Origin of the sequence: uncultured Tateyamaria sp. (assembly GCF_947487805.1) — a bacterium.
Lineage (GTDB): Bacteria > Pseudomonadota > Alphaproteobacteria > Rhodobacterales > Rhodobacteraceae > Tateyamaria.
In genome coordinates, this window is sequence record NZ_CANKXW010000004.1 from 86,008 (window position 1) to 109,323 (window position 23,316).

The window sequence follows — 23,316 nt, forward strand, 5'->3', positions numbered from 1 at the left end:
GCCATGACATATCCGTCCTGCATTTGTGGCGGAGCGATGGAATGAGCCTTGCAAACAAGCTGGCCGAGGAACGGCGCGGGCGGTTGGCTGCGGAACGTTTGCTGGAACTGAAAGAGGCCGAATTGTCGGCCGCGAACCGCAAGCTGGGCCGCCATGCGGAGGCCCTGCAAGGCGAGATCGTCGAAACCCGCGCCGAGGTCGCCACTGTCAAGACCGAGAACGAGCGCGTCAAGACCGAGCTGGGGCAGGCCAACCAGAAGGTCGAGATCGCGGAGCGCCGCCTGTGGCATTCGGTCCAGACGATCACCGACGGCTTTGCATTTTTCAACTCCGACAACCAGATGATCGCCGCGAACGAGGCGTATCTGGCGATCTTTGACAAGATCGAGTTGATCCGCCCCGGCGTGAACTATGTCACCATCCTTCAGGTCCTGACCGAAGAGGGCATCGTGAACACCGGCAACCTCGCGCCGGATGACTGGCGTCAGATGATGACCGAACGCTGGCTGTCGCCCGATATGGCGCCGATCACCATCCGGCTGTGGAATGACCAGTATATCAAGCTGGTGGACCGTCGCGGGCAGGGCGGCGACATCGTGTCACTGGGCCTCAACATCACCGAGTCCGTCGAATACGAGAAACAGCTCAAGGCCGCGCGCGCCGAGGCCGAGGCGGCAAGCCGCGCCAAATCCGCCTTCCTCGCCAACATGAGCCACGAGATCCGCACCCCGATGAACGGCGTGGTGGGCATGGCCGAACTGCTGGGCGACACCGGCCTGAACGAGGAACAGCAGCTTTACGTCGACACGATCAAGAACTCGGGCGAGGCGCTGCTGGTCATCATCAACGACGTGCTCGACTATTCCAAGATCGAGGCGAAAAAGCTGCAACTGCACCCCGAACCCTTCGATCTGGAGCGCAGCATTCACGAGGTCATCATGCTGTTGCAGTCCACCGCGCGCGACAAGGGGCTGACGCTTCTGGTGGATTTCGACCTGTTTTTGCCCACCACCTATGTGGGCGATCCGGGGCGCATCCGGCAGGTGCTGACCAACCTGATGGGCAACGCGGTCAAGTTCACGTCCGATGGCCACGTGCTGGTCCGCGTGACCGGCATCCCCGACCCCGACAGCGGACGTGCGGACGTTACAATCGTGATCGAGGACACCGGCATCGGCATCCCCGAGGACAAGGTCGACCACATCTTTGGCGAATTCAATCAGGTCGAGAACGAGCGCAATCGCCAGTTCGACGGCACCGGGCTGGGCCTCGCGATCTCGCAACGACTGGTGACCCTGATGGAAGGCGACATGTGGGTCACCTCAGAGGATGGCGTGGGGTCGTGTTTCGGGTTCCGCATCCCGCTGGCGCTCAGCGACAAGAGCCTGCCGGAACACCCGCCCGTGCCCGAAGGGCTGCGCCGTGTCCTCGTGGTCGATGACATCGAGGCCAACCGCACCATCCTGCGCCGTCAGCTTGAGCAGATGGGTCTGGGCGTCGTGTGCTGTTCGAGCGGCGCGCAGGCGCTGAAAAACCTCGATCAGGTCGATCTGGTGCTGACCGATCACAACATGCCCGAGATGGACGGGCTGGAACTGGCCGACGAGATCCGCAAGACGGGCCACGACACGCCGATCCTGCTGCTCAGTTCGAACCCCAGTTTTGCCGCCAACGATCCCGGTGCGGCGCATCTGCACGCGATCATGCAGAAACCCGTGCCGCGGGCCGACCTGTTTGCCCGGCTGGAATCCGTGGGGCCGCTCGTCTCGACAGAGCCGTTGCCCGACCTGTCCCAGCCCCGCCGGATGCGCGTGCTCGCCGCCGAGGACAACAAGACCAACCAGCTGGTCTTTGGCAAGATGGTCAAGACCGCGGATATCGACCTGAAATTCGCCAATAACGGCCTCGAGGCGGTCGAGGCTTTCCAGAGCTTTGCGCCGGACCTGATCTTTATGGACATCTCCATGCCCAAGATGGACGGCAAGGAGGCCGCGACCAAAATCCGCGAGATCGAGGCCGGGACCGGGGGTCATGTGCCCATCGTGGCGCTGACCGCCCACGCGATGGACGGCGACGATCAGGGTATCCTTGCCTCCGGCATCGATCATTACCTGACCAAGCCGCTGCGCAAGCCCGAGATCCATGGCAAGCTGCGCGAGATGTGCCCCGAGGATGCGGTGCCGCCCTTTGACGACACCTCCGAGGACGCGGCCTAGGTCGGGTAAGGCCGGACAAAGACCGGGCGCGCGGGCTCCGACAGCTGCGGTTGATAGACATATCCGTCGCGGTCAAACCCTTGCACCCCGTCCAGATCCGTGACCCGGTTCTGCACGATGTGCCGCGCCATCGCACCGCGCGCGCGTTTGGCGAAAAAGCTGACGATCTTGGGGCCCGCGCCCTTGTCCTCCATGAACACGGGCGTGATCAGCTGCGGTTTCAGCTTTTTGACCGGGACCGCGCCGAAATATTCCTGGCTGGCGCAGTTCACCAGCATCTGCGCGCCCACATCCTCGGCCTGCGCGTTCAGCGCCTTGGCAATGTCGTCACGCCAATAATCATAAAGCGACCCGCCCCGCCGCGTCTTCAGACGGCTACCCATTTCCAGGCGGTAGGGCTGGATCGCATCCAGCGGGCGCAACAGGCCATATAGCCCCGACAGGATCCGCAGATGGTCCTGCGCATAGGCGGTGTCGTCTTCGGACAGGCTGGCGGCATCAAGCCCCTGATAGGTGTCGCCCGCAAAGGCCAGCATCGCGGGCCGCGTCACCTCCGTACCCGGCGCGTCGGCAAAGGCCTGAAACCGGTCGCGGTTCAGGCGCGCCAGATCATCGCTCAGGTCCATCAGCGCCTTGAGGTTGCCCAGCGTCAGGTTGCGCGCCGTGCGCGCCAGCCGCACCGCGTCGTCCTGCATCGCGGGCGCTGTCATCGCCACGTCCCGCTCTGCCCAGTCCAGCCGCTTGGCCGGGGAAATCACCACCAACATCCGCCTACCCCCAAAAGTGTTGCGGCTTACCTAGCCCGCGTCCCGCAGGACGTCCAGAAAGGCCGGGCCAAATCGTTCCGCCTTGCGGTCCCCCAGCAGCCGTTCAAGGGCTGCGTCGTCGCCGGGGCGCAGCTGTGCGACCTTGGCCAGTTGCGACGCCGAACAGCTCAGCGGTTTGTCCGTGCCGTCCGCGCCGCGCGCCAGATCCGCCTGCACCGCCAGCAGCTGGTCATAGATCGACCCCGCCGTCTGCCCCGCCAGCTTGCGGCGCGTGGGGTGCACCGCGTCGGCCTCCCCGTTGATCACCTGCAGGAACGCATCCCCGAACTTGTCGAGCTTTTTCGCGCCGATCCCGGTGATGCCCGCCATCTGGTCCAGATTGGCGGGCCGTTTTTCCGCCATCTCGATCAGGGTCCGGTCGGGAAAGATCACATAGGCCGGCACGCGGGCGGCCTCGGCCAGCGCGCGTCGCTTGGCCTTGAGCGCGGACAGCAGTGGCGCGTCCTCGTCCGAGACCATGGATTTCACCGCCGGGCGGCGCATCGCGGCGGCCTTGATCGTGTCCTGCCGCAGGGTGATCCGCGCCTCGTCCCGCAGGATCGGCAGGGCGGCATCGGTCATCCGGAGCGCGCCATAGCGGTCGGGATCGGGCCGCACCAGATCGTGCCCCATCATCTGCCGGAACACCGCCTGCCATTGCGGTTTCGAATATTCGCGCCCGACCCCATAGGTCGGCAGGCTATCATGGCCGCGTTGGCGGATCTTGTCGGTCTTGTTACCCAGCAGGATGTCGATCAGGTGACCCGCGCCAAACCATTCCTCGGTCCGCAGCATGGCCGACAGCGCCTTGCGCACCGCCGTCGTGCCATCAAACACCTCGGCCGGTTGGTCGCACAGATCGCATTTTCCGCACGAGACATCCGCCTCGCCAAAATACCCGAGCAGCGTCTTGCGCCGACATTCCAGCGCCTCGGCCAGACCCAGCAGCGCATTGAGCCGCGCGTGATCGGCCATGCGCCGTTCGGGCGGGGCCAGCCCCTCGTCGATCTGGGTGCGGCGCAGTTTGATGTCGTCCGGGCCAAACAGCGTCAGCGTTTCAGCCGGTGCGCCGTCCCGGCCCGCGCGCCCGATCTCCTGATAATAGGCCTCGATGGATTTCGGCAGATCGGCGTGGGCGACCCAGCGGATGTCGGGCTTGTCCACGCCCATGCCAAAGGCCACCGTGGCCGCCACAATCAACCCGTCCTCTTGTTGGAACCGGCGTTCGGCGATGCGGCGGTCGTCCGCCTCCATCCCGCCGTGATAGTGGATGGCACTATGTCCGGCCTCGCGCAGCGCCTGCGCCAGCGTTTCCGTCTTGGCCCGCGTGCCGCAATAGACGATGCCCGACTGCCCCTTGCGCGCCCCGGCAAAATTCAGGATCTGCGCGCGCGGCCCGTTCTTGGCGGCAAAGGCGAGGTGAATGTTGGGCCGGTCGAACCCGCGCAGGAACGTGCGCGGCTGGACGCCGTCAAACAGCTTCTGAACAATCTCGACCTGCGTTTCCGCATCCGCCGTCGCGGTAAACGCGGCCAGCGGCACATCGAGGGCGCGGCGTAATTCGCCGATGCGCAGGTAATCGGGGCGAAAATCATGGCCCCACTGGCTGACGCAATGCGCCTCGTCCACGGCGATCATGTTCACTCCGATGCGGCGCAACATGCCCATGGACGACCCCGCCGCCAGCCGTTCCGGCGCGATATAGAGCAGCTTCAGCTCGCGCCGCTCCAGCGCCTCCCAGACGGCATCGGTTTCCTCGGGCGTGTTACCAGAGGTCAGCGCCCCCGCCTGCACGCCCGCCTCTTGCAGGCCGCGCACCTGGTCCCGCATCAGCGCAATCAGCGGCGAGATCACAACCGTGACCCCCTCGCGCATCAGCGCAGGCAGTTGAAAGCACAGGGATTTGCCGCCACCCGTCGGCATGATGGCAAGGCAGTTTTCGCCCGCCGCGACGGCGTCGACGATTTCCTCTTGCCCCGGTCGATAGTCATCGAACCCGAAAACATCCTGCAACAGCGTGGCAGCGCTGGCCATGTGTCAAAACCCTGTCAAATTTTATGTAGTCTGCTCGTTGGATACAGACTCACATTTTAACAGCGCGTGAACAAGACCCGCGCGCGGCGGGTTTACAGGAAAATGGCGGGCAGGATGATGCTGCGCAGGGCGATCAGCCCGACAAAGGCCACCAGCGGCGCAAGGTCCAGCGGGTGCGTGTCCGGCATGAACCGCCGGATCGGGCGATAGATCGGTTCCAGGAGCTTGTTCAGGCCGGTCCACAGCTGCCCGACAAAGGGCTGGTGCAGGTTGAGCACCTGAAAGCTGATCAGCCAGCTCATGATGATGTGGATGATCATGATCCAGTAGACGACGCCCAGGATCAGGTCGAGCAATTGATAGATCACCAGCATGCGCGGGCTCCTTTTGACTGTGCACAAGACCTAGGCCCTGCGCGCATGTGGCGCAAGGTCACGCAGGGCCAGCCATTGAACTTTCGCCGCAGCGCCGCATTTTAGGAGGACAGGAGTTAAGCCCATGTTTCCATTTGTCCGCCTTGCCAAAGAGATGGTGAAAGCCCGCCGTCAGCCGCCCCTTGGGCTGACCGACCTGCATGTCACGCAGCACCGTGTGTGGCCGTGGGATCTGGACGGCTTTCTCGAGCTGAACAACGGACGGGCGCTGACGCTTTATGATCTGGGCCGTTTGGGTCTGGGCCAACGTGCCGGGTTGATCGACGTACTGAAACAGAACCGCTGGGGTCTGACCATGGCGGGTTCGTCCGTCCGCTATCGCCGTCGATTGCACGCGTTTCAAAAGTTCGAGATGCGCAGCCGCGCAGTGTGCTGGGATGACAAGTTCACCTATCTCGAACAGTCGATGTGGAAGCCTGATGGCGAATGCGCAAGCCACGTGCTCTATCGCTCGGCGGTGACGGACAAGAACGGGATCGTGCCGCCGCACAAGGTGCTGGCGGCCATGGGCGAGGATGCCGTATCGCCGCCCATCCCGGACTGGATCGCCGCATGGATCAAGGCCGAGGCCCAGCGCCCCTGGCCCCCCATGCAGGACACCACGCCTGCGCCACTCAAGAGCGTCGCGTAAACCTTTCCTTGCTACTGGGCGTTCGGCCTGCTTTGGTCCCGTTAACAAAAAACGGGGGACGGGGCGTGGCAGAGATCAGCCTGAAGAAACGCATTTGGGGATGGTTCTTTTTTGATTGGGCCAGCCAACCGTACCACACCGTTCTGCTGACATTTATATTTGGGCCGTTTTTTGTCTCCCTGGCGAGCGAGAGTTTCATGGCCGACGGGATAGAGACGGAGTTGGCCAAGGCCAACGCGCAGGCGATGTGGTCCTTTACCCTGACAATCACCGGGTTGCTGATCGGTTTTGGTGCGCCGATCCTGGGAGCCATGGCGGACACGGGTGGGCGGCGGATTCCCTGGGTCATTGGCTTTTCGCTGATGCTGGTCGCGGGGGCGGGCAGCCTCTGGTTCACGGCCCCGGATGGCAGCAACCTGACATGGATGCTGATGGCCTTTGCCTTTGGGTTTATCGGGGCTGAATTCGCGCTGATCTTTATCAATGCGCAGCTGCCGACGCTGGGCACGGACGAAGAAATTGGCAAGATTTCCGGGTCGGGATTCAGTTTCGGATATGCGGGCGGGGTGTTGTCACTGTTCCTGATCCTGCTGATTTTTGTAGAGCAGCCGAATGGCAAGACGCTGATTGGGCTGGACCCGCTCTTTGGTCTGCTGGACGCAGAGGCGCGTGAAGGCACGCGCAGTGCGGGACCCTTTGTGGCGATCTGGTTCGTGGTGTTCATGGTGCCCTATTTCCTGTGGGTGCGCGACGTGGCGCCCACGGGTGCGCGCACCTCGGTTGCGGCGGCGTTGTCGCGGCTGTGGCGCACCATTCGCGCCCTGCCCGCCAAGCGGAGCCTCTTCACCTATCTCGGGTCTTCGATGCTTTATCGTGACGCGTTGAACGGGCTTTATAGTTTCGGCGGGACCTTTGCCCTTCTGGTGCTGGATTTCAGCGTTGTGCAGGTCGGTGTATTCGGGATCATCGCGGCCATTGGTGCGTCGGTGTTCAGCTATGTGGGCGGCGTCGCGGACAAACGGTTTGGCCCCAAGCCCGTGGTCATTGCGTCGATCTGGGTGCTGATGGGCGTGTGTTTCATGCTGGTGAACCTGTCGCGTGACAGCATGTTCGGGATCGAGCTGGCCGAAGGGTCGGCGGTGCCGGACATCGTGTTCTACATCTGCGGTGTGCTGATCGGTGGCATGGGTGGCGTGATTCAGGCGGCGAGCCGGACGTTGATGGTGCGCCACTGCGATCCCGCAGCACCGACCGAGAGCTTTGGCCTCTATGGTCTGACAGGGCGCGCCACGGCGTTCATGGCACCGTTCCTGATCGGCGTCGCCACAGCGGTCACGGGCAGCACGCAGCTTGGGGTGTCGCCCCTGCTCTTTCTCTTCCTTTTGGGTCTGATCATGCTACGCTGGGTGCATCCAAAAGGTGAGGTTTGATTGTGTCTTCTGTTCGACGTTCGCTTTCGCTGATTGCCACGCTTGTCTTGTGCGCCTGTGCGGGCGGGGCGGATACGAACATTGACGGCACGCGGTTGCCGGATGTCGATCCGGCGACGTTGCAGAACATTGCCAAGGGTCAGTTCGGGGCCAAGCGCCGCGCGTCGGCGCAGGCACCTGCGCCGCTGGGCGGCTATGCGCGGGGCTGCATTGCGGGGGCCGAGCAACTGGCCGAGACCGGACCGACATGGCAGGCGATGCGTCTGTCGCGCAACCGCAACTGGGGGCATCCCGAACTGGTGGACTATGTGCAGGATCTGAGCCGCAAGGCCGCGGCGCAGCCGGGTTGGGCGGGACTCTATGTCGGGGACATGAGCCAGCCGCGCGGGGGGCCGATGCTGACCGGGCACCGCAGTCACCAGATCGGGCTGGATGCGGATATCTGGATGCTGCCTGCGAACAATCTGAACCTGTCGGTGACCGAGCGGGAGAACATCAGTTCAATCTCGACCCGCCGGGCCAACGGGGCCTACACAAACTCCAACTGGACCCGTGCGCATCACGAGATCATCAAGGCCGCTGCATCCGACAGGCGCACCGCGCGCATCTTTGTCTTTCCCGGCGCCAAGGTGCAGATGTGCAAGGACGCCAAGGGGGATCGGTCGTGGCTGCGCAAGGTGCGGCCATGGTGGGGACACCATTATCACTTCCATGTGCGGCTGAACTGTCCCCGCGGGGACAGTGCGTGTGTCAACCAGTCGCCGCCACCGCCCGGTGATGGGTGCGCTGATGCACAGCAGTGGGTCGACAACATCCTGAATCCGCCGCCGCCGGACCCGAATGCGCCCAAGCCCAAACCACGCCGCGAATTGCGCGTGGCCGATCTGCCGCAACAATGCGCTGGCGTTCTGGCCTCGCGCTGATCTGCGCGGCGGGGGCCGGTGCAGCAGATCCGTTGAGCCATGTGCAGGATTGGCGACTGACCTCTGCGCGCGCCGATTTCGGCGGGCTGTCGGCCATCGAGATGGAGGATGGGACCGCCGCCATGGTGCTGTCGGATCGCGGCGCGGCCTTTGTCCTGACGCTGGATCGGACAACGCGCCAGGTACGGATCGAAGAAGCCGCGCAACCCCACCCCGCCCGCGACAGTGAAGGGTTGGCCCGCAGCGGCGATACGCTGTTTTTCAGCTATGAGGGACCGGGCGCGATCGTGGCCCATGACGGCGCGCAAGTGCCGCCGCATCCCGACTTTGCCACCTATCATCCGAACGGGTCACTGGAAGCCGTGGCGGCAAGCCCGGATGGCACGATTTACACCCTGCCCGAACGGTCGGGCGACCCGGCGCGCGGGTTTCCTGTCTATCGATACCGGGATGGGGCGTGGGACATCGCCGCCACCCTGCCGCGCAGGGGGCCATTCCTGCCTGCGGGGGCGGATATGGGGCCGGATGGGTTGCTGTATATTCTGGAACGTGCGTTCACGCCGCTGGGGTTTCGCAGCCGCATCCGCCGTCTCGACCCTGACGCCCCGGATACAATCGACACGCTGTTGACCACGTCCGCCGGGCGGCACGACAACCTCGAAGGACTGGCGATCTGGCAATCGGAAAGTGGCGCGACCTGCCTGACGATGGTGTCGGACGACAACTTTCTATCCGTGCAGCGGACCGAACTGGTGGAATACGCCCTCACGGAAACGCTTGCCTCGGGCGGCACCTGCGACTAGAGAGCGCCCGTCCGGCATGTCGCCGGGCCAAGTCGCCGCTACCTTGCAAAAACGGGCACCTTATTATGACACGCGCACATCTTCCCGGCATTATTGCCATGGCCATCATCGTTGTGGCCTCCAACGTTCTGGTCCAGTTCCTGTTCGGCAACTGGCTGACCTATGGGGCGTTCACCTATCCGCTGGCCTTTCTGGTCACTGACATCATGAACCGCGTCTATGGCGCAGGTCCGGCACGCACGGTTGTGTTCGTGGGGTTCATCGTCGGCGTGTTCTGTTCGCTGGTCGGCACCCAGATCATGTTGCAGGGCGACGGGTTCACTTATCCGGCCGTCACATTCCGCATTGCCATCGGGTCGGGCCTTGCCTTCCTTACCGCGCAGTTGCTGGATGTCGGTATCTTTTCGGCGCTGCGCCAAGGCGCGTGGTGGAAAGCGCCGCTGGCCTCGACCATCATCGGCAGTTCGGTGGACACGGCGATTTTCTTTACCGTCGCGTTTTCGGCGAGCCTGACCATGCTGGAGCCGGGCAATGACGTGTCCTGGGCCGGTGAGGTTCTGCCGCTGCTGGGTGTGGGACCTGAGGCGCCGTTGTGGGTGTCGCTGGCCGTCGCCGACTGGATGGTCAAGCTGAGCCTTGCGCTGATTGCGTTGGCACCGTTCCGTTGGTTGACGGCGAATGCGCCGACGGCTGCCGAAATCCGTTGACTTTCGACGGCGCTGTGCCACCATCGGTTTGAGTTCAACAAATCGGAAGGAGGTGATCCAGTGTCAAGAAAGGTATTGGAGAGAGGTGTCGGAACAACTTGGGAGGTCGCCTGCTGAGGCAACCCTTTGCGGTGAGGACCGCCAAGTTGGTCGGTTGACCTAACCGACACAACCTCCGAAACATTTCGAAAAGGGCCGCCCCGATGAGGAGCGGCCCTTTTTTGCAGTCGGGGTTATGCGGCGACGGCGCGTGCCTGCAACGATTGCCAGGCCAGCGCCTCGTCGTCGAAGGTTTCGGCCCGTACCGGCAGGATGCTGTTCATGATGTCGATCATCTTGTCCGCGGAACCCGGCGCGTTGACGACGACATAGCGGTCCACGTGGCTGAGCGCGCGGAAGCGGCTTTTGATCACGTCCCAGTCCCAGCTGGCGCCAAATTCGGTGCCTTCGAAGTTTTCGAAGATCATCAGCATGTCGACCTTGTCCTTGTGCGCGTCGAACACGGCGTTCATGTGCTCGGCCATGTCCTCCATCGCGTCATCGGAAATCTTGCCGCTGATGCGAAAGGCAAAGAGGTCGGGGCGGTCGGTGGCGATCTGGGTGATACCCGGTGTGTTGAACATGATTGCTCTCCATCGTTAATGTGCGTTGGAGGGGAAACGCGCATTTGGCCACGCGGGTTCCATGGGATGGACGGGCATGCTGCGGATCAGTGACGATATCAGTATTCAGGATTGGGAGCTGAGCGAAAGCTTTGTCCGGGCGTCGGGGCCGGGTGGGCAGAACGTGAACAAGGTTGCCACGGCGGTCGAGTTGCGGTTCGAGGCGGCGCGGTCGCCGTCGCTGCCCGGTCCGGTCAAGACGCGGCTGAGGCGGCTGGCGGGGCGGCGCTGGACCCTCGAGGGGGCGTTGATCATTCAGTGTGACGAGACGCGCAGCCAGGCCCGCAACCGCGAAATTGCGCGGCAGAGGCTGGTGGCGCTGGTGCAAAAGGCGCTGGTCGCGCCCAAGCGGCGGATCGCCACCAAGCCTACGCTGGGATCGAAGAAGCGCAGGCTCAAGGCAAAGAAGGTCCGCGGCGAGGTCAAGGCCATGCGCGGGCGCGTGGATCCGTCGGATTAGCCCAGCGACAGCAGGTCAAAGGACGACCGTGCCGACGTGCCACCGGAGTGGTCCGGGCTGTAGCTGCCGATGCCCAGCGGTTTGAAATTGCTCTGGGTCACGTTTTGTGACCCGCCGCCGCAGGCGGCAACGCCGCTGATGGCGGCCAGTGTGATGATCAAAAGGATATGTTTCATTGTACTGCTCAATAGCTCTGTTTGCTTGTGTATTGTTGAAAATATGCCTGCCGAATGTGGCGGTGATGGGGCATTTGTTCGGGAATACGCGACAATTTACATGTTCACTTCGAGATTGGTCATGGGGTGACAAGGCCGGTCAAAGAGATCAAAGCTGGTGCGACCCCTTATCCCGCAGGACATCATGCGCCCCACCGACCGTACTGGCCTTGCCATCGTTCTCAGCCTTGTGGCGCTGGTGCTGTTTGACGCGATGGGGCTGGTGATCAAGCATCTGTCGGACAGTTATAGTGCCGCCGAGCTGTCGGCCTGGCGCAACCTTTTCGGGATCATCCCGGCGGTCGTTGCGCTGGCGATGTCGCGCGGGTGGCACCAGTCGGGGCGCAGGATGCGGATGCGACAGTGGAAGCTGGGCCTGAGCCGGGGCGCTGTGGTGACGCTGGCGCAGCTGTGTTTCTACCTGTCGCTGGGGCAGATGGAGTTTGCCACCGCGTCGACCATCACCTATGCCAACGCGCTGTTTCTGACCGCCCTGTCGGTGCCGTTGCTGGGCGAGCGGGTGGGGTGGATGCGTTGGGGTGCGGTGAGCATCGGGTTTGTCGGCGTTATGCTGGTGTTGCGTCCGGGGTCGGATGCGTTCACGCCCGTGGCCTTGCTGCCCCTGGGGGCGGCGGCGCTATATGCGCTGGTGACGGTGCAGGCGCGCACGGTGGATGACGATGTGCCGACGCCCTTGGTCAATCTCTATTCCTCGGCGGCGGCGCTTGTCTGTTCCGTGCTGCTGGCGCTGGCATTGGGCGGGTTTTCCCCGATCCGGAGCCTTGCCGATTTCGGCTGGATCGTCGCGATGGGCGGGTTCGGGGGCACGGCGGTTTTGTTGCTGGTGGTCAGCTACCGGATGACGGAGCCCAGTAATCTGGCCCCGTTCAGCTATTTCGGGATCCCGCTGGCCTTTGTGCTGGGCTGGGTGTTCTTTGCCGAAGCACCGTGGGATGCGCTGTTCCCCGGCGCGCTGTTGATTGCGGCCGGGGGGCTGATGATCCTGTGGCGGGAACGCCGGATGCAGCGCGGGTCAGAGCAGTGAGATGCTCGACCGGGCCGAATGCGCCTCGCGGGCCAGTTGCGACGTGGCGCTGAGGTGCCAGTCAAGCCCGTCCTGCCCTTGACGCGTGGCGTCCTCGAGGTTGGCGTGGGCCTGTTCGGCGTTGCGGATTGTGGCGGTCAGCGCCTCGGCGATGCGCGCGCGGCTTTGACGGATGGCGTCAACGCCGGTTTCATAGTCCGCCTGTGACAGGGCTTGCGCGTCGCGGCGGATTTTCAGATCCTGCAACTCGGCGTCCTGTTCGGCCAGCAGGTCCGGCAGGCTGAGTTTCAGCGTCTCCATCTGGCCATTCATGCCGCGCACGCTGCGCACCAGCGCATTGGCAGAGACCAGTTCGATCCGTTTGGCAACCTCGCGCTTGCCCCGTGTGTGGCCGACGATCGCGCCGGTCGCGGCACCCGCCGCAGCACCTGTCACGCAACGATTTGGTGCGTTGGTCACCACCGCGATGCCGCAGCCGACCAGAGCACCCTGCGCCGCCGATTTCGCGGTCGACCGGCGCACGAGGTCGCGGGCCATGCGGTTCAGCGCCTCGGCCTGATCCTCGATCTCGGTGGCGTCCACATCGGTGGCCGATGCGGTCAGCAGGCTGGTGTCAAGGCGCGTGGTGTCCTGCGCACCCGGTGCGCATGCCCCAAGCGCAGCCACGAGGACCAGTGACGGAATAAGGAGAGTGCGTTGCATTAATCTGCCCGTTTCTTCTTGAACTTGGGCAGATGGCTAAACACACAATGTGGTCAATTTGGGGCAATTGTCCTGAAAATTGAAACGAGAGGGGCGTTTCAACCGCAGGTCTATACGACCACGTCCATCGCGTCCTGCGCGCCGACCCCGAAGACACGCTTGTAGCGGGCAATCTCGTCCTCTGGCCCCATCGCCTTGTTGGGGTTGTCGGAGAGTTTGACAGTCGGGTTGCCGTTGGCCGACACCGCCTTGCACACCAGCGAGAATGGCGCGAGGCGGTCGTCGCGGGTCAGGCCCTTGAAGTCGTTGGTGAGCATCGTGCCCCAGCCGAAGGACACCTTGACCCGCCCCTTGAACTGCTTGTGCAGCTCGATGATCTTGGCCGCATCCAGCCCGTCGGAGAAAATCACCAGCTTGTCGCGGGGGTCTTCGCCCCGGTCCTGCCACCACTTGATCGCGACCTCGGCCCCGGTGGCGGGGTCGCCGCTGTCGATGCGGATGCCGGTCCAGCCCGCCAGCCAGTCGGGCGCGTTGTCGAGGAATCCTTGGGTGCCGTAGGTGTCGGGCAGGATGATGCGCAGGTTGCCGTCATGTTCGTCGTGCCAGTCGCTGAGCACGTCATAGGGCGCACGGGCCAGCGCCGCGTCGTCCTGCGCCAGCGCGGAATAGACCATGGGCAGTTCGTGGGCGTTGGTGCCGATGGCTTCGAGGTCGCGGTTCTTGGCGATCAGGCAATTGGACGTGCCGGCGAATTGGGGCCCCAGCCCCTCGCCCATGGCCTGCACGCACCAGTCCTGCCACAGAAACGAATGCCGCCGCCGGGTGCCGAAATCCGCCACGCGCAGCCCTTCGTGGCCTTTGAGCTGTTCGATCTTTTCCCACAGCTTGGTCATCGCGCGGGCATAGAGCACTTGCAGTTCGAACTTGCCCATTTCGTTCAGGACAGCGCGGCCGCGCAGTTCCATCAGCACGGCGAGCGCGGGGATTTCCCACAGCATGACCTCGGGCCAGGACCCTTCGAAGGTCAGCTCGTATTGATCACCCTTGCGTTCGAGGTGGTAGGCAGGCAGGCGCAGGGCCTCGAACCAATCCATGAATTCGGGCGTGAACATCTGGCGTTTGCCGTAGAACGTGTTGCCGCGCATCCACGTGCTTTCGCCGCGTTTCAGCGACAGGGACCGGATGTGGTCCAGTTGTTCGCGCAGCTCGCCCTCGTCGATCAGTTTGGCGAGGGGGACGTGTTTGGATCGGTTGATCAGGGAAAAGGTGACCTGGGTGTCCGGTTTGTTGCGGAACACCGATTGGCACATCAGCAGCTTGTAGAAATCCGTGTCGATGAGCGACCGCACGATGGGGTCGATCTTCCATTTGTGGTTCCAGACACGGGTGGCAATATCGACCATGGGGTATTCCTTGAGACTGCGTGCACCGTTGTGCCGAACCGGGGGCGCAAGGGCAAGTCAGGTGAGCGTGACACCCGCCGCCGCCATGCCGTCGCGGGCAGCGGCGAGCGATCCGTCGAGGTCGATGGCGCGGCAGAGGTCCATGCGGACGGTGACGTCAAAGCCGAGTTTCGCCGCATCCACCGCCGAGAAGTTGACGCAGAAGTCCGTGGCCAGCCCCACCATGGTCAGAGCTGTGATGCCCCGCGTGTGCAGGTATCCGTCGAGGCCCGTGGGGGTTGTTTGGTCGTTCTCAAAGAAGGCGGAGTAGCTGTCAATCCCGGGCCGGTAGCCTTTGCGCACGATCATGTCGGCGCGGTCTGCGTTGAGGTCCGGGTGGAAGGCCGAGCCGTCCGAACCTTGGACGCAGTGGTCTGGCCAGAGCACCTGGGGGCCGTAGGGCATGTCGATCAGGTCATAGGGCGCGCGGCCCGCGTGACTGCTGGCAAAGGACGAATGGCCGCCGGGGTGCCAGTCCTGTGTCAGCACGACCGCCGCTGCCGTATCCATCAGCGCGTTGATCCCCGGCACGATGCTGTCGCCCTCTGGTACGGCCAGCGCGCCGCCGGGGCAAAAGTCGTTTTGCACGTCGATTACGATCAGGGCATGGGTCATTTCGGGCTCTCCTGCGTCTGTTGGCCCCTTCTTTGCATCGCCCCACCCCTTGCACAAGGGTCGGGGCATCGCCTATTTCCGCCACATGTTCACCATCGCTGCCCTGTACCACTTTACCCGCTTTGCCGATCCCGCCGGGTTGAAACCTGCGTTGCTGGACCTGTGCGCAGCGCAGGATGTGCGCGGGTCGCTGTTGCTGGCGCCCGAGGGGATCAACGGGACGATTGCGGGGCCGCGCGCCGGCATTGACGCGGTGCTGGCGCATATCCGCGCCTTGCCCGGCTGTGGCGATCTGGAGCACAAGGAAAGCCACAGCCCGACGCCCCCCTTTGGCAAGATGAAGGTGCGGCTGAAGCGCGAGATCGTGACCATGGGCCAGCCGGATGTCGATCCGGCCGCGCGCACGGGGCATTACGTGCAGCCCGCCGATTGGAATGATCTGATCACCCGCGACGATGTGGTCGTGATCGACACGCGCAACGATTACGAGGTGGCGATTGGCACCTTTGAAGGTGCTGTGGATCCGCAAACCGCCAGCTTTGGCGAGTTCCCGGCGTGGTGGGAGGCGAACAAGGATCGCTTTCAAGGGCAAAAGGTGGCGATGTTCTGCACCGGGGGCATTCGCTGTGAAAAGTCGACGAATTACCTGCTGGGTCAGGGGGTCGAGGATGTGTACCACCTGAAAGGCGGCATTCTGAAATACCTCGAAGAGGTGCCGGAGGCCGAGAGCACATGGGACGGGTCCTGTTTCGTTTTTGACGGGCGGGTGAGTGTGGGTCACGGGTTGGCCGTGGGGCCGCATCTGCTGTGCCATGCGTGTCGGCGGCCCATCCTGCCCGAGGATCGCGACAGGTCGGAATACGAGCAGGGTGTGAGCTGTCATCACTGTGTGGCCGAGACCACGGATGCCGACAAGGCGCGGTTTCGGGAGCGGCAGAAACAGGTGGCGCTGGCGCGCGCGCGCGGGACCGATCACCTGACCGGTCAGATGGTGCCAGACAAGGGCTGAGCCCGTGCGCGCGGGCGGCTGCGGCCCAAGAGCCAGACCATGATCGCGATGTTCAGCCCATTCCACGCGATGCCGTTCCAGAACGCCATCTGGTAGCTGCCGGTGACATCATAGACCCAGCCCGACATCCAGCCGCCCAGCGCCATGCCCATGATCGTCGCCATCAGCACAAAGCCGACCCACGTGCCTGCGTCCCGCGCGGGCATGTATTCGCGCACGATCAGCGCATAGCTGGGCACGATGCCGCCTTGGGACAGGCCAAAGACGAGGCTGACCACATAGAGCGAGATGAGCGCATCCGACGGCAGGTAGAGCGCCAGTGCGATGGCCTGAAGGACTGACCCCAGCAGCAGCGTACGCACGCCCCCAAGCTTGTCTGCCAGCAGGCCCGAGACCAGCCGCGAGGCCACGCCGCCCAGCAGCATAAGCGACAGCATTTCCGCCCCCACGGCAGGGCCATAGCCGAGATCGACGCAGTAGCTGACGATGTGGACCTGCGGCATCGACATCGCCACGCAGCACCCGACCCCCGCCAGCCCCAACAGGCAGGCCAGCGCGCGCGAGGACAGGCCGGAGGATTGGGCGTTGGAGAGGGCGGCGGCTTCGGCCATCTGGTGGGCGGTGTCCGGCACGGCGCGCCGCAGGGCAAAGGCCAGCGGCAGCACAACCACCAGCGTCGCCATGGCCAGCACCGCATAGCTGGCGCGCCAGCCGTCCTCGGCCAGGACGCGGGCGAGGACAAGCGGCCAGATCGCCCCCGACAGGTAGTTGCCGCTGGCCACGATGGCCACGGCGATGCCGCGCCGTTTCATGAACCAGTGCGAGATGTCCGCAATCAGCGGCCCGAACCCCACAGAGGTGCCAAAGCCCACAACGAGCTGCGCCAGCGACAACCACAGGATCGACCCGCTGAGCATCGCAAGGCCGTAGCCGCCCGCGATGATCAACCCGCAGACCACGAGCACGGGCGTGACGCCCCATTTGTCCACCGCCCGTCCGACGGCAAAGTTGCCCACTGCGAAACCGATCATCGTCAGGGTATAGGGCAGGCTGGCATCCGCACGGCTGACGCCGAATTCCGCCTGGACCGCGGGCATGATCACGATGATCGCCCACATGCCCGCATTCGCCACAAGCGCCACGGCCAGTGTCAGGCACAGCCGGGTCCAGGAATAGGTGCTGTCATGGGTCGCAGAGGTCATGGCCCAGCCTGCGCAGCATGACGCGGCCAAGGCAAGGGGGCGCAAGATTTGCCGACAATTCTATCTGTTAAGGCCGTTGAAACAGCCGCACCTGTACAAGCGGAGTTGGGTGAAAAGTGAGGTGTGGGAAATGAGCGCGCAAGCAAACGTGCGGCCAATTATCATCAAGCGCAAGAAAGTCGTGGCTGGCGGTGGCCACCACGGCGGCGCTTGGAAGGTGGCCTATGCGGACTTCGTGACCGCAATGATGGCGTTTTTCATGTTGATGTGGCTGTTGAACGCGACAACGGAAAAGCAACGCAAGGGCATTGCCGACTACTTTTCGCCGACGATCCCGATCAACCGGGTATCAGGCGGCGGCAACGGATCCTTTGGCGGCGACAGCGTGTTTTCGGAGGTGACCCTGCCGCAAAACGGTACTGGGGCCACGTCGCAACGCCCGACAGAGGGCAAGCAGGCGCGCGGTGAAACCGGTATGACGGACACCGGCGACATCACAGCCGCACAGGACGAAGCGTTTGAATCGCTCGAAGCGCGCCTGATCGGCAAGGGTGGCGAATCCAAGGTGATGGAAAACGAGTTGGAGCACATCAACACGCGTCTGACCGATGAGGGCCTTGTAATCGAGGTGTTCGCGCTGGAGGATACGCCGCTGTTTTATGATGGCACCGCGTCGCCGACGCCCCTGCTCGAGGATATTGCGCGGCTGATCGCAGAATCTGCCCGGACGGTCGAGAATGGAATCGCCATTGGTGGCCATGTGCAGGCGCAGCCGATTGTCGTTGCGGAAAGTTCGACCTGGAAGATGTCGCAGGATCAGGCAACGGAGATGCGCAAGCTGCTCGAGGATTTCGGGGTGCCGGACAAGCGGGTCCAACGGGTCACGGGCCATGCCGACCGGGAACGCATCGTCAGCAACCCGATGGCGATCCGCAACAACCGCCTCGAAATCGTGTTTCTGCGGGACTAGGCGAATATGTCGGATTTTATCTGTTAGCCCCACGTTAAGCAGGCGCGCCTATCTGTTGATCCAATTCGGATCGATACAGCAGAAAGGCGTGTCCATGACCATTTCCTCGTCCCTCAATGCAGGTGTTGCAGGGCTCCAGTCCAATGCGACGCGTCTGGCGTCCATCTCGGACAATATCGCGAACTCGTCCACCTATGGGTACAAGCGGGTGCAGACGGATTTCCATTCGATGGTGATTTCGTCGGCCGGCGGCCAGTATTCCGCCGGGGGTGTCCGCGCAACGACATCGCGGTTGATCGACGAAAGCGGGTCGCTCGTCTCCACTTCCAATGCGACCGACCTTGCGGTGCGTGGGCGCGGCATGTTGCCTGTGGCGCAGGCCTCGGACATCGAAGTCGGCAATGGCAGCAGCCAGATGTTCCTGACGACAACCGGGTCGTTCCGGACGGATGCCGACGGCTTCCTGCGGTCGGATTCGGGGCTGATCCTTTTGGGCTGGCCCGCGAACCCGGACGGCACCGTTCCCACGTTCCCGCGTGACACGTCCGATGGGCTGGAACCGGTGCAGATCAATGTAAACCAGTTCTCGGGCGAGCCGACGACGCAGATGTCGCTGGGCGTGAACCTGCCTGCCACAGACACGGATGCGGGTTCCACGGGTGATGTGCAGTACCTGTCGGTTGAGTATTTCGACAACCTCGGCACCTCGGAGAACATCAATATCAGCTTTACCCCGACGGTGCCGACCACAGGGTCGTCCAATGAATGGACGGTACAGCTGACCGATTCGGCGCTGGATGGCGCGGTGATCGGTGAATATGTCCTCACCTTCGACGACAGCCGTGCGTCGGGCGGGACGCTGGCTTCCGTCTCCACGACCAGCGGCGGCGCCTATGATCCAACGACCGGGACGATCATCGTGAATGCCGAAGGTGGCCCGCTTGAAATCAATATCGGCATGCTGGGCGACAGCGACGGCATCACGCAGCTGTCCGACAGTTTCGCGCCCGTCTCGATTTCCAAGGATGGCTCTCCGGTGGGGAACATGACCAATGTGGAAGTTGATGCGAACGGATTCGTGACCGCCTTCTTTGACACGGGCATCAACCGGACGATCTATCAGATCCCGCTGGTGGACCTGCCCAACCCGAACGGCATGGTGGCCCTGGATCAACAGACCTATCTGCCCTCGCCCGAAAGCGGCAGCTTTTTCCTGTGGGATGCCAGTGACGGGCCCACGGGTGATATCGTGTCCTACGCCCGCGAGGAAAGTGCCGTCGACGTCGCCGGTGAACTGACCGCGATGATCCAGACGCAGCGGGCCTATTCCTCGAATGCCAAGGTGATCCAGACCGTGGATGAGATGTTGCAGGAAACGACGAATATCAAACGCTAACGGGTGCGCAACGCGTAGCCCACTGACCCAGCGGAGGCCGTGTCATGACGATCACAAGCGCACTGAATTCCGCCATGTCCGGGCTGCGCGCCGCCACGCGCGCATCGGAACTGGTATCCAGCAACATCGCCAACGCATCCACACCGGGCTATGCCCGGAGGACGCTGTCGATCTCTTCTGTATCGACAGGCGGCGGCGCGGGCGTGCAGGTGGACGGCATTCGCAGGCAGGCGGACGCCCAATTGATCGCAGACCGGCGGCTGTCCGGCGCGGAATTCGGATACCGGACCACGACTTCCGCCTTCATGACACGGGTCGAAGACCTGATCGGTACCCCTGACAAGATCGGATCGCTGTCCGCCCGCCTTGCGGATTTCGAAAGCAGCCTAATTACTGCTGCGAGCCGCCCGGACGCTGTTGAACGTCTGGATGCTGCCGCACATGGTGCACGCGATCTGGTCACGTCGATCAACGGGGCCGCTGACGGTATCCAATCCGCCCGAAGCGCCGCAGACCGCGATATCGGCCTGCAGGTAACACGTCTGAATGACGCGCTGGCCGCCATACAAAAGCTGAACGGGCAGATCACAGGCGCACTCAACCAAAGCTCCAGCGCCGCGGGCCTGCTGGATCAACGGCAATTGCTGATCGATGAAGTGTCCGAGATGGTGCCTGTTCGAATCATCGATCGCGATCACGGCGCGGTCGCGCTCTATTCCACCGGTGGGGCAGTTCTTCTGGATGGCATGGCCGCAGACATCGGGTTTGAACCGTCAAATGTGGTGACGCCCTATATGTCAGTCGAGGATGGCACGCTCTCGGGGCTGACCATCAACGGGTTTTCCGTCAACACGTCCTCCGGCGGCGGGCGGTTGCATGGTGGCACATTGGGTGCACAGTTCGAAATCCGGGATGAATTGGCGCCACAGGCCCAGACCCAAATCGACGCACTTGCGCGCGATCTGATCGAACGGTTCGAGAGCAGCGCAGTCGATCCGACCCTGGCCGCTGGCGCGCCCGGTCTGTTCACCGACGGTGGCGCGCCCTTGGATCCGCTGGACGGAACCGGCCTTGCAAACCGCCTGACGCTCAACGCGTTGGTTGATCCCACCCAGTCCGGTGAAACCTGGCGATTGCGCGATGGTTTGGGGGCGGTGGCGCCCGGCACTGTTGGCAATGCGACCCTTTTGAACGCGCTGTCCGACGCCCTGGCGAATCCGCGCACCCCCGCGACGGGGGACTTCGGTACCGCTGCGCAGTCAGCGTTCGATCTGACCGCGGTATTTGCGTCGCAACTCGGGTCAGAGCGGTTGCGCGAGGATCAGCGGCTCAGCTTTGCCTCGGCCCAGTTTTACGAACTGACCCAGTTGGAGCTGGCCCAGGGCGTCGATACCGACACCGAACTGCAGCACCTGATGGTGATTGAACAAGCCTATGCCGCGAATGCACGGGTCATCGAAACCGTCGACGAGATGTTCGACACCTTGATGAGGATCTGAGGATGAGCAGCTTTTCGATCGGTGATCTTGCGCAGACCTTTATGTTGCAACGGCGTGGTGCCGCGCTGAAGGCGGAGATGACCCGCCTGAACGAGGAATTGGCAACCGGTCAGGTCAGTGACGTCAAATCCGTGCTTGCGGGCAACGTCAGCTATCTGGCGGACATAGAACGGGATCTGAAATCACTCTCGGGCTACCGCGTTGCCGCGACCGAGGCCGCGCAATTCGCGGACAGTACGCAGGCAGCGCTGGATCGGCTTGATGCAGATGTTGGCGATCTGGGCACAGCCTTGTTGACGACGGCCAGCAGCGCGCTTGGCCCGGTTCTGGACCAATTGTCGACGGATGCCGCGGCGCGGCTTGATGCAATGATTGGCACATTGAACACGACGACGGGCGGGAGATCCCTGTTTGCCGGTGCGGCGTCGGATCAGCGGGCCATTGCGGATGCGGCAACGATCCTGAACGGGTTGCAAGCCGCAACCGCAGGGGAAACCACGGTTTCGGGTATTGTCCAGGCGGCCCGCCAGTGGTTTGATGACCCCGGTGGATTTGCCGCGACGGCCTATACCGGCTCTGCCGAAGATATGGCGCGGTTTCGCGTGGCCAAAGACGAAACCGTCGGCGTCCAGCTCAAGGCCGATGACGCAGTTTTCCGGGATATCTTGATGAATACCGCCGTGGCCGCACTCGCGTCTGATCCCGCGTTTCAATTGACCACGGCAGATCGCCAGGACCTGTTGGTGCAAACCGGGTCCTCGCTGTCCAGTGCGCGAACCAACCTGACCGCGACGCAAGCCGACATCGGCGCGTCCCAAGCACGGCTGGAGACGTTGATCACCCGCAATGCAACCGAAGAAACCACTTTGAATTATGCGAAGGGTGCCCTGTTGCAGGCCGACCCCTACGAAACCGCCACTGAACTGGAGGCAGTCCAATTTCAACTTCAAAGCCTGTACACCATCACCGCGCGCATGTCCGACCTGTCCTTTGTGAATTTCATCCGATGAGGTGGCTTCTCGGCCTGTTCCTGGCCGTCACGCTGGCGCAAATGGCGGCGGCGGGCGCGGTGCGGATCAAGGATCTGGTCGAGTTTGATGGCGTGCGGGGCAATGATCTCGTGGGGTATGGCCTGGTGGTCGGGCTGGACGGCACAGGCGACGGATTGCGCAATGCCCCGTTCACCGAAGACATCATGACGAATATCCTCGAACGCCTGGGCGTGAACGTCACCGGCGAACAGTTCCGTCCCAAGAATGTGGCGGCGGTGTTCGTGACGGCGACCCTGCCACCCTTTGCCCGCGCGGGGTCCCAGATTGACGTGACCGTGTCGGCGATCGGCGACGCCAAGAGTCTGTTGGGTGGCACGCTGATCATGACCCCGTTAAACGCGGCGGACGGCGAGATTTATGCCGTGTCCCAGGGCACGATCATTGCAGGTGGCGCGGTAGCCGAGGGCGATGGTGCGCGGGTGACCCAAGGGGTGCCGACGGCGGGGGTCATCCCTTCGGGCGCGCGGGTCGAACGGGAGATCGATTTCCAGCTGGCGGCCCTGTCGGATATGCGTTTGGCGCTGAGAGATGCGGATTTCACCACGGCGCTGCGGATTGAAACGGCCATCAATCGCGATTTTGGGCGACGTGTTGCGACGATGCTGGATTCGGGCACGGTGACGCTGGATGTGCCGCGCACTGGCATGCGATCCGTGGCCCATGCCCTGGGCCGGATCGAGAATATCGAGGTCGAACCGCAGCGCAAGGCGCGGGTCGTGGTGGATCAACGGTCCGGCACGATCGTGATGGGGGAGGATGTGCGCATCTCTCGCGTGGCCGTGTCGCAAGGCAACCTGACGCTGCGGATCCAGGAGCAGCCGTTGGCGGTGCAGCCGAACCCGTTTGCCGCGGGTCAGACCGTGGTGGTGCCACGCACGACGGTCGATATTGAGGATGAAGAAGGGACGGGATTGGCCGAAATCCCGGATGGAGCGTCTCTGTCCGAAGTGATCGGCGGGTTGAATGCGCTGGGCGTGGCGCCGCGCGACATGATCGACATCCTGAAAAGCATCAAGGCCGCCGGAGCGCTGCATGCGGAGTTCATTGTCCGCTAGGCATGGAA

At 63.3% G+C, this 23,316-nt stretch carries 23 protein-coding genes; 14 read left to right on the top strand and 9 right to left on the bottom strand.

The features are described from left to right. Nucleotides 1-41 precede the first annotated feature (41 nt). Nucleotides 42-2,216, top strand: coding sequence for a response regulator (locus Q0949_RS11625; RefSeq protein WP_299372050.1), 2,175 nt, complete (start codon nt 42-44; stop codon nt 2,214-2,216). Here the strand turns inward: Q0949_RS11625 and yaaA are convergent. The 3 genes from yaaA to Q0949_RS11640 form a co-directional block, all read right to left on the bottom strand. Continuing rightward, a complete protein-coding gene (gene yaaA, locus Q0949_RS11630) occupies nt 2,213-2,983 on the bottom strand; it encodes a peroxide stress protein YaaA (RefSeq protein ID WP_299372053.1) in 771 nt (256 codons plus the stop codon). The genes Q0949_RS11625 and yaaA overlap by 4 nt on opposite strands. A 30-nt stretch (nt 2,984-3,013) precedes the next feature. Next, nucleotides 3,014-5,056, bottom strand: coding sequence for a DNA helicase RecQ (recQ, locus tag Q0949_RS11635; protein ID WP_299372056.1), 2,043 nt, complete (start codon nt 5,054-5,056; stop codon nt 3,014-3,016). 92 nt (nt 5,057-5,148) lie between these two features. After that, a complete protein-coding gene (locus Q0949_RS11640; RefSeq protein ID WP_299372059.1) occupies nt 5,149-5,430 on the bottom strand; it encodes a YggT family protein in 282 nt (93 codons plus the stop codon). Between the two features lie 124 nt (nt 5,431-5,554). Between Q0949_RS11640 and Q0949_RS11645 the strand changes: the two genes are divergently transcribed. From Q0949_RS11645 to Q0949_RS11665, 5 genes are all read left to right on the top strand, one after another. Further along, on the top strand, nt 5,555-6,121 hold the full coding sequence (locus tag Q0949_RS11645) for an acyl-CoA thioesterase (protein ID WP_299372062.1): 567 nt from the start codon (nt 5,555-5,557) through the stop codon (nt 6,119-6,121). A 65-nt stretch (nt 6,122-6,186) separates the two neighbouring features. Further along, nucleotides 6,187-7,551, top strand: a complete 1,365-nt coding sequence (locus Q0949_RS11650) for an MFS transporter (RefSeq protein ID WP_299372065.1) — start codon at nt 6,187-6,189, stop codon at nt 7,549-7,551. A 2-nt stretch (nt 7,552-7,553) separates the two neighbouring features. Next, the gene (gene mepA, locus Q0949_RS11655; RefSeq protein ID WP_299372067.1) at nt 7,554-8,474 is read left to right on the top strand and encodes a penicillin-insensitive murein endopeptidase; all 921 of its coding nucleotides are present in this window, start codon (nt 7,554-7,556) and stop codon (nt 8,472-8,474) included. Next, on the top strand, nt 8,447-9,277 hold the full coding sequence (locus Q0949_RS11660; RefSeq protein ID WP_299372070.1) for an esterase-like activity of phytase family protein: 831 nt from the start codon (nt 8,447-8,449) through the stop codon (nt 9,275-9,277). The genes mepA and Q0949_RS11660 overlap by 28 nt, the downstream gene beginning before the upstream one ends. A 65-nt stretch (nt 9,278-9,342) precedes the next feature. Continuing rightward, nucleotides 9,343-9,984 (top strand): queuosine precursor transporter, encoded by a 642-nt coding sequence (locus Q0949_RS11665; RefSeq protein WP_299372073.1) that lies wholly within the window; start codon nt 9,343-9,345, stop codon nt 9,982-9,984. A gap of 233 nt (nt 9,985-10,217) precedes the next feature. Here Q0949_RS11665 and Q0949_RS11670 read toward each other — a convergent pair whose 3' ends face one another. Continuing rightward, nucleotides 10,218-10,607, bottom strand: a complete 390-nt coding sequence (locus tag Q0949_RS11670) for an STAS/SEC14 domain-containing protein (RefSeq protein ID WP_299372076.1) — start codon at nt 10,605-10,607, stop codon at nt 10,218-10,220. Nucleotides 10,608-10,683: 76 nt separating this feature from the next. Between Q0949_RS11670 and arfB the strand changes: the two genes are divergently transcribed. Next, nucleotides 10,684-11,106 (top strand): alternative ribosome rescue aminoacyl-tRNA hydrolase ArfB, encoded by a 423-nt coding sequence (gene arfB / locus Q0949_RS11675; protein ID WP_299372079.1) that lies wholly within the window; start codon nt 10,684-10,686, stop codon nt 11,104-11,106. Here arfB and Q0949_RS11680 read toward each other — a convergent pair. Next, on the bottom strand, nt 11,103-11,282 hold the full coding sequence (locus tag Q0949_RS11680; protein WP_299372082.1) for a hypothetical protein: 180 nt from the start codon (nt 11,280-11,282) through the stop codon (nt 11,103-11,105). The two genes, arfB and Q0949_RS11680, sit on opposite strands and share 4 nt — an antisense overlap. Nucleotides 11,283-11,439: 157 nt before the next feature. Between Q0949_RS11680 and Q0949_RS11685 the strand changes: the two genes are divergently transcribed. Next, entirely contained in the window at nt 11,440-12,366 is a 927-nt protein-coding gene (locus Q0949_RS11685) for a DMT family transporter (protein WP_299372085.1), read from the top strand. Here the strand turns inward: Q0949_RS11685 and Q0949_RS11690 are convergent. The 3 genes from Q0949_RS11690 to pncA form a co-directional block, all read right to left on the bottom strand. Next, nucleotides 12,355-13,068, bottom strand: a complete 714-nt coding sequence (locus tag Q0949_RS11690; RefSeq protein WP_299372088.1) for a hypothetical protein — start codon at nt 13,066-13,068, stop codon at nt 12,355-12,357. The two genes, Q0949_RS11685 and Q0949_RS11690, sit on opposite strands and share 12 nt — an antisense overlap. 110 nt (nt 13,069-13,178) lie before the next feature. Then, nucleotides 13,179-14,471, bottom strand: a complete 1,293-nt coding sequence (gene pncB / locus Q0949_RS11695) for a nicotinate phosphoribosyltransferase (protein WP_299372091.1) — start codon at nt 14,469-14,471, stop codon at nt 13,179-13,181. Nucleotides 14,472-14,528: 57 nt separating this feature from the next. Then, a complete protein-coding gene (gene pncA / locus Q0949_RS11700) occupies nt 14,529-15,125 on the bottom strand; it encodes a bifunctional nicotinamidase/pyrazinamidase (protein ID WP_299372094.1) in 597 nt (198 codons plus the stop codon). A gap of 85 nt (nt 15,126-15,210) precedes the next feature. Between pncA and Q0949_RS11705 the strand changes: the two genes are divergently transcribed. Then, nucleotides 15,211-16,134 carry a rhodanese-related sulfurtransferase gene (locus tag Q0949_RS11705; protein ID WP_299372772.1) on the top strand — a complete coding sequence of 308 codons (924 nt, stop codon included), beginning with the start codon at nt 15,211-15,213 and terminating at the stop codon, nt 16,132-16,134. Here Q0949_RS11705 and Q0949_RS11710 read toward each other — a convergent pair. Then, a complete protein-coding gene (locus Q0949_RS11710; protein ID WP_299372097.1) occupies nt 16,110-17,336 on the bottom strand; it encodes an MFS transporter in 1,227 nt (408 codons plus the stop codon). The genes Q0949_RS11705 and Q0949_RS11710 overlap by 25 nt on opposite strands. Nucleotides 17,337-17,466: 130 nt before the next feature. On the opposite strand from Q0949_RS11710, the gene Q0949_RS11715 reads away from it, so the two are divergent. The 5 genes from Q0949_RS11715 to Q0949_RS11735 all read left to right on the top strand — a co-directional run bounded on the left by Q0949_RS11715 (nt 17,467) and on the right by Q0949_RS11735 (nt 23,308). Then, a complete protein-coding gene (locus tag Q0949_RS11715) occupies nt 17,467-18,306 on the top strand; it encodes a flagellar motor protein MotB (protein WP_299372100.1) in 840 nt (279 codons plus the stop codon). A gap of 94 nt (nt 18,307-18,400) precedes the next feature. After that, the gene (locus Q0949_RS11720; protein ID WP_299372103.1) at nt 18,401-19,702 is read left to right on the top strand and encodes a flagellar hook-basal body complex protein; all 1,302 of its coding nucleotides are present in this window, start codon (nt 18,401-18,403) and stop codon (nt 19,700-19,702) included. A 44-nt stretch (nt 19,703-19,746) separates the two neighbouring features. Beyond that, nucleotides 19,747-21,201, top strand: coding sequence for a flagellar hook-associated protein FlgK (gene flgK, locus Q0949_RS11725; protein ID WP_299372106.1), 1,455 nt, complete (start codon nt 19,747-19,749; stop codon nt 21,199-21,201). Between the two features lie 2 nt (nt 21,202-21,203). Then, entirely contained in the window at nt 21,204-22,211 is a 1,008-nt protein-coding gene (locus Q0949_RS11730) for a flagellin (protein ID WP_299372109.1), read from the top strand. After that, nucleotides 22,208-23,308: a flagellar basal body P-ring protein FlgI gene (locus tag Q0949_RS11735; protein WP_299372112.1), complete on the top strand. Its 1,101-nt coding sequence runs from the start codon at nt 22,208-22,210 to the stop codon at nt 23,306-23,308. Before Q0949_RS11730 ends, Q0949_RS11735 begins: the two co-directional genes overlap by 4 nt. Nucleotides 23,309-23,316 lie beyond the last annotated feature (8 nt).

Excerpts from the sequence above, each read along its gene's own strand:
- pncB (WP_299372091.1), bottom strand. The coding sequence starts at position 14,471 with ATGGTCGATATTGCCACCCGTGTCTGGAACCACAAATGGAAGATCGAC.
- Q0949_RS11660 (WP_299372070.1), top strand. The coding sequence starts at position 8,447 with ATGCGCTGGCGTTCTGGCCTCGCGCTGATCTGCGCGGCGGGGGCCGGT.
- recQ (WP_299372056.1), bottom strand. The coding sequence starts at position 5,056 with ATGGCCAGCGCTGCCACGCTGTTGCAGGATGTTTTCGGGTTCGATGAC.
- Q0949_RS11640 (WP_299372059.1), bottom strand. The coding sequence starts at position 5,430 with ATGCTGGTGATCTATCAATTGCTCGACCTGATCCTGGGCGTCGTCTAC.
- flgK (WP_299372106.1), top strand. The coding sequence starts at position 19,747 with ATGACGATCACAAGCGCACTGAATTCCGCCATGTCCGGGCTGCGCGCC.
- Q0949_RS11720 (WP_299372103.1), top strand. The coding sequence starts at position 18,401 with ATGACCATTTCCTCGTCCCTCAATGCAGGTGTTGCAGGGCTCCAGTCC.
- Q0949_RS11680 (WP_299372082.1), bottom strand. The coding sequence starts at position 11,282 with ATGAAACATATCCTTTTGATCATCACACTGGCCGCCATCAGCGGCGTT.
- pncA (WP_299372094.1), bottom strand. The coding sequence starts at position 15,125 with ATGACCCATGCCCTGATCGTAATCGACGTGCAAAACGACTTTTGCCCC.
- Q0949_RS11670 (WP_299372076.1), bottom strand. The coding sequence starts at position 10,607 with ATGTTCAACACACCGGGTATCACCCAGATCGCCACCGACCGCCCCGAC.
- Q0949_RS11665 (WP_299372073.1), top strand. The coding sequence starts at position 9,343 with ATGACACGCGCACATCTTCCCGGCATTATTGCCATGGCCATCATCGTT.
- Q0949_RS11730 (WP_299372109.1), top strand. The coding sequence starts at position 21,204 with ATGAGCAGCTTTTCGATCGGTGATCTTGCGCAGACCTTTATGTTGCAA.
- Q0949_RS11710 (WP_299372097.1), bottom strand. The coding sequence starts at position 17,336 with ATGACCTCTGCGACCCATGACAGCACCTATTCCTGGACCCGGCTGTGC.
- Q0949_RS11735 (WP_299372112.1), top strand. The coding sequence starts at position 22,208 with ATGAGGTGGCTTCTCGGCCTGTTCCTGGCCGTCACGCTGGCGCAAATG.
- Q0949_RS11690 (WP_299372088.1), bottom strand. The coding sequence starts at position 13,068 with ATGCAACGCACTCTCCTTATTCCGTCACTGGTCCTCGTGGCTGCGCTT.
- Q0949_RS11625 (WP_299372050.1), top strand. The coding sequence starts at position 42 with ATGAGCCTTGCAAACAAGCTGGCCGAGGAACGGCGCGGGCGGTTGGCT.
- Q0949_RS11715 (WP_299372100.1), top strand. The coding sequence starts at position 17,467 with ATGAGCGCGCAAGCAAACGTGCGGCCAATTATCATCAAGCGCAAGAAA.
- Q0949_RS11705 (WP_299372772.1), top strand. The coding sequence starts at position 15,211 with ATGTTCACCATCGCTGCCCTGTACCACTTTACCCGCTTTGCCGATCCC.
- Q0949_RS11645 (WP_299372062.1), top strand. The coding sequence starts at position 5,555 with ATGTTTCCATTTGTCCGCCTTGCCAAAGAGATGGTGAAAGCCCGCCGT.
- yaaA (WP_299372053.1), bottom strand. The coding sequence starts at position 2,983 with ATGTTGGTGGTGATTTCCCCGGCCAAGCGGCTGGACTGGGCAGAGCGG.
- arfB (WP_299372079.1), top strand. The coding sequence starts at position 10,684 with ATGCTGCGGATCAGTGACGATATCAGTATTCAGGATTGGGAGCTGAGC.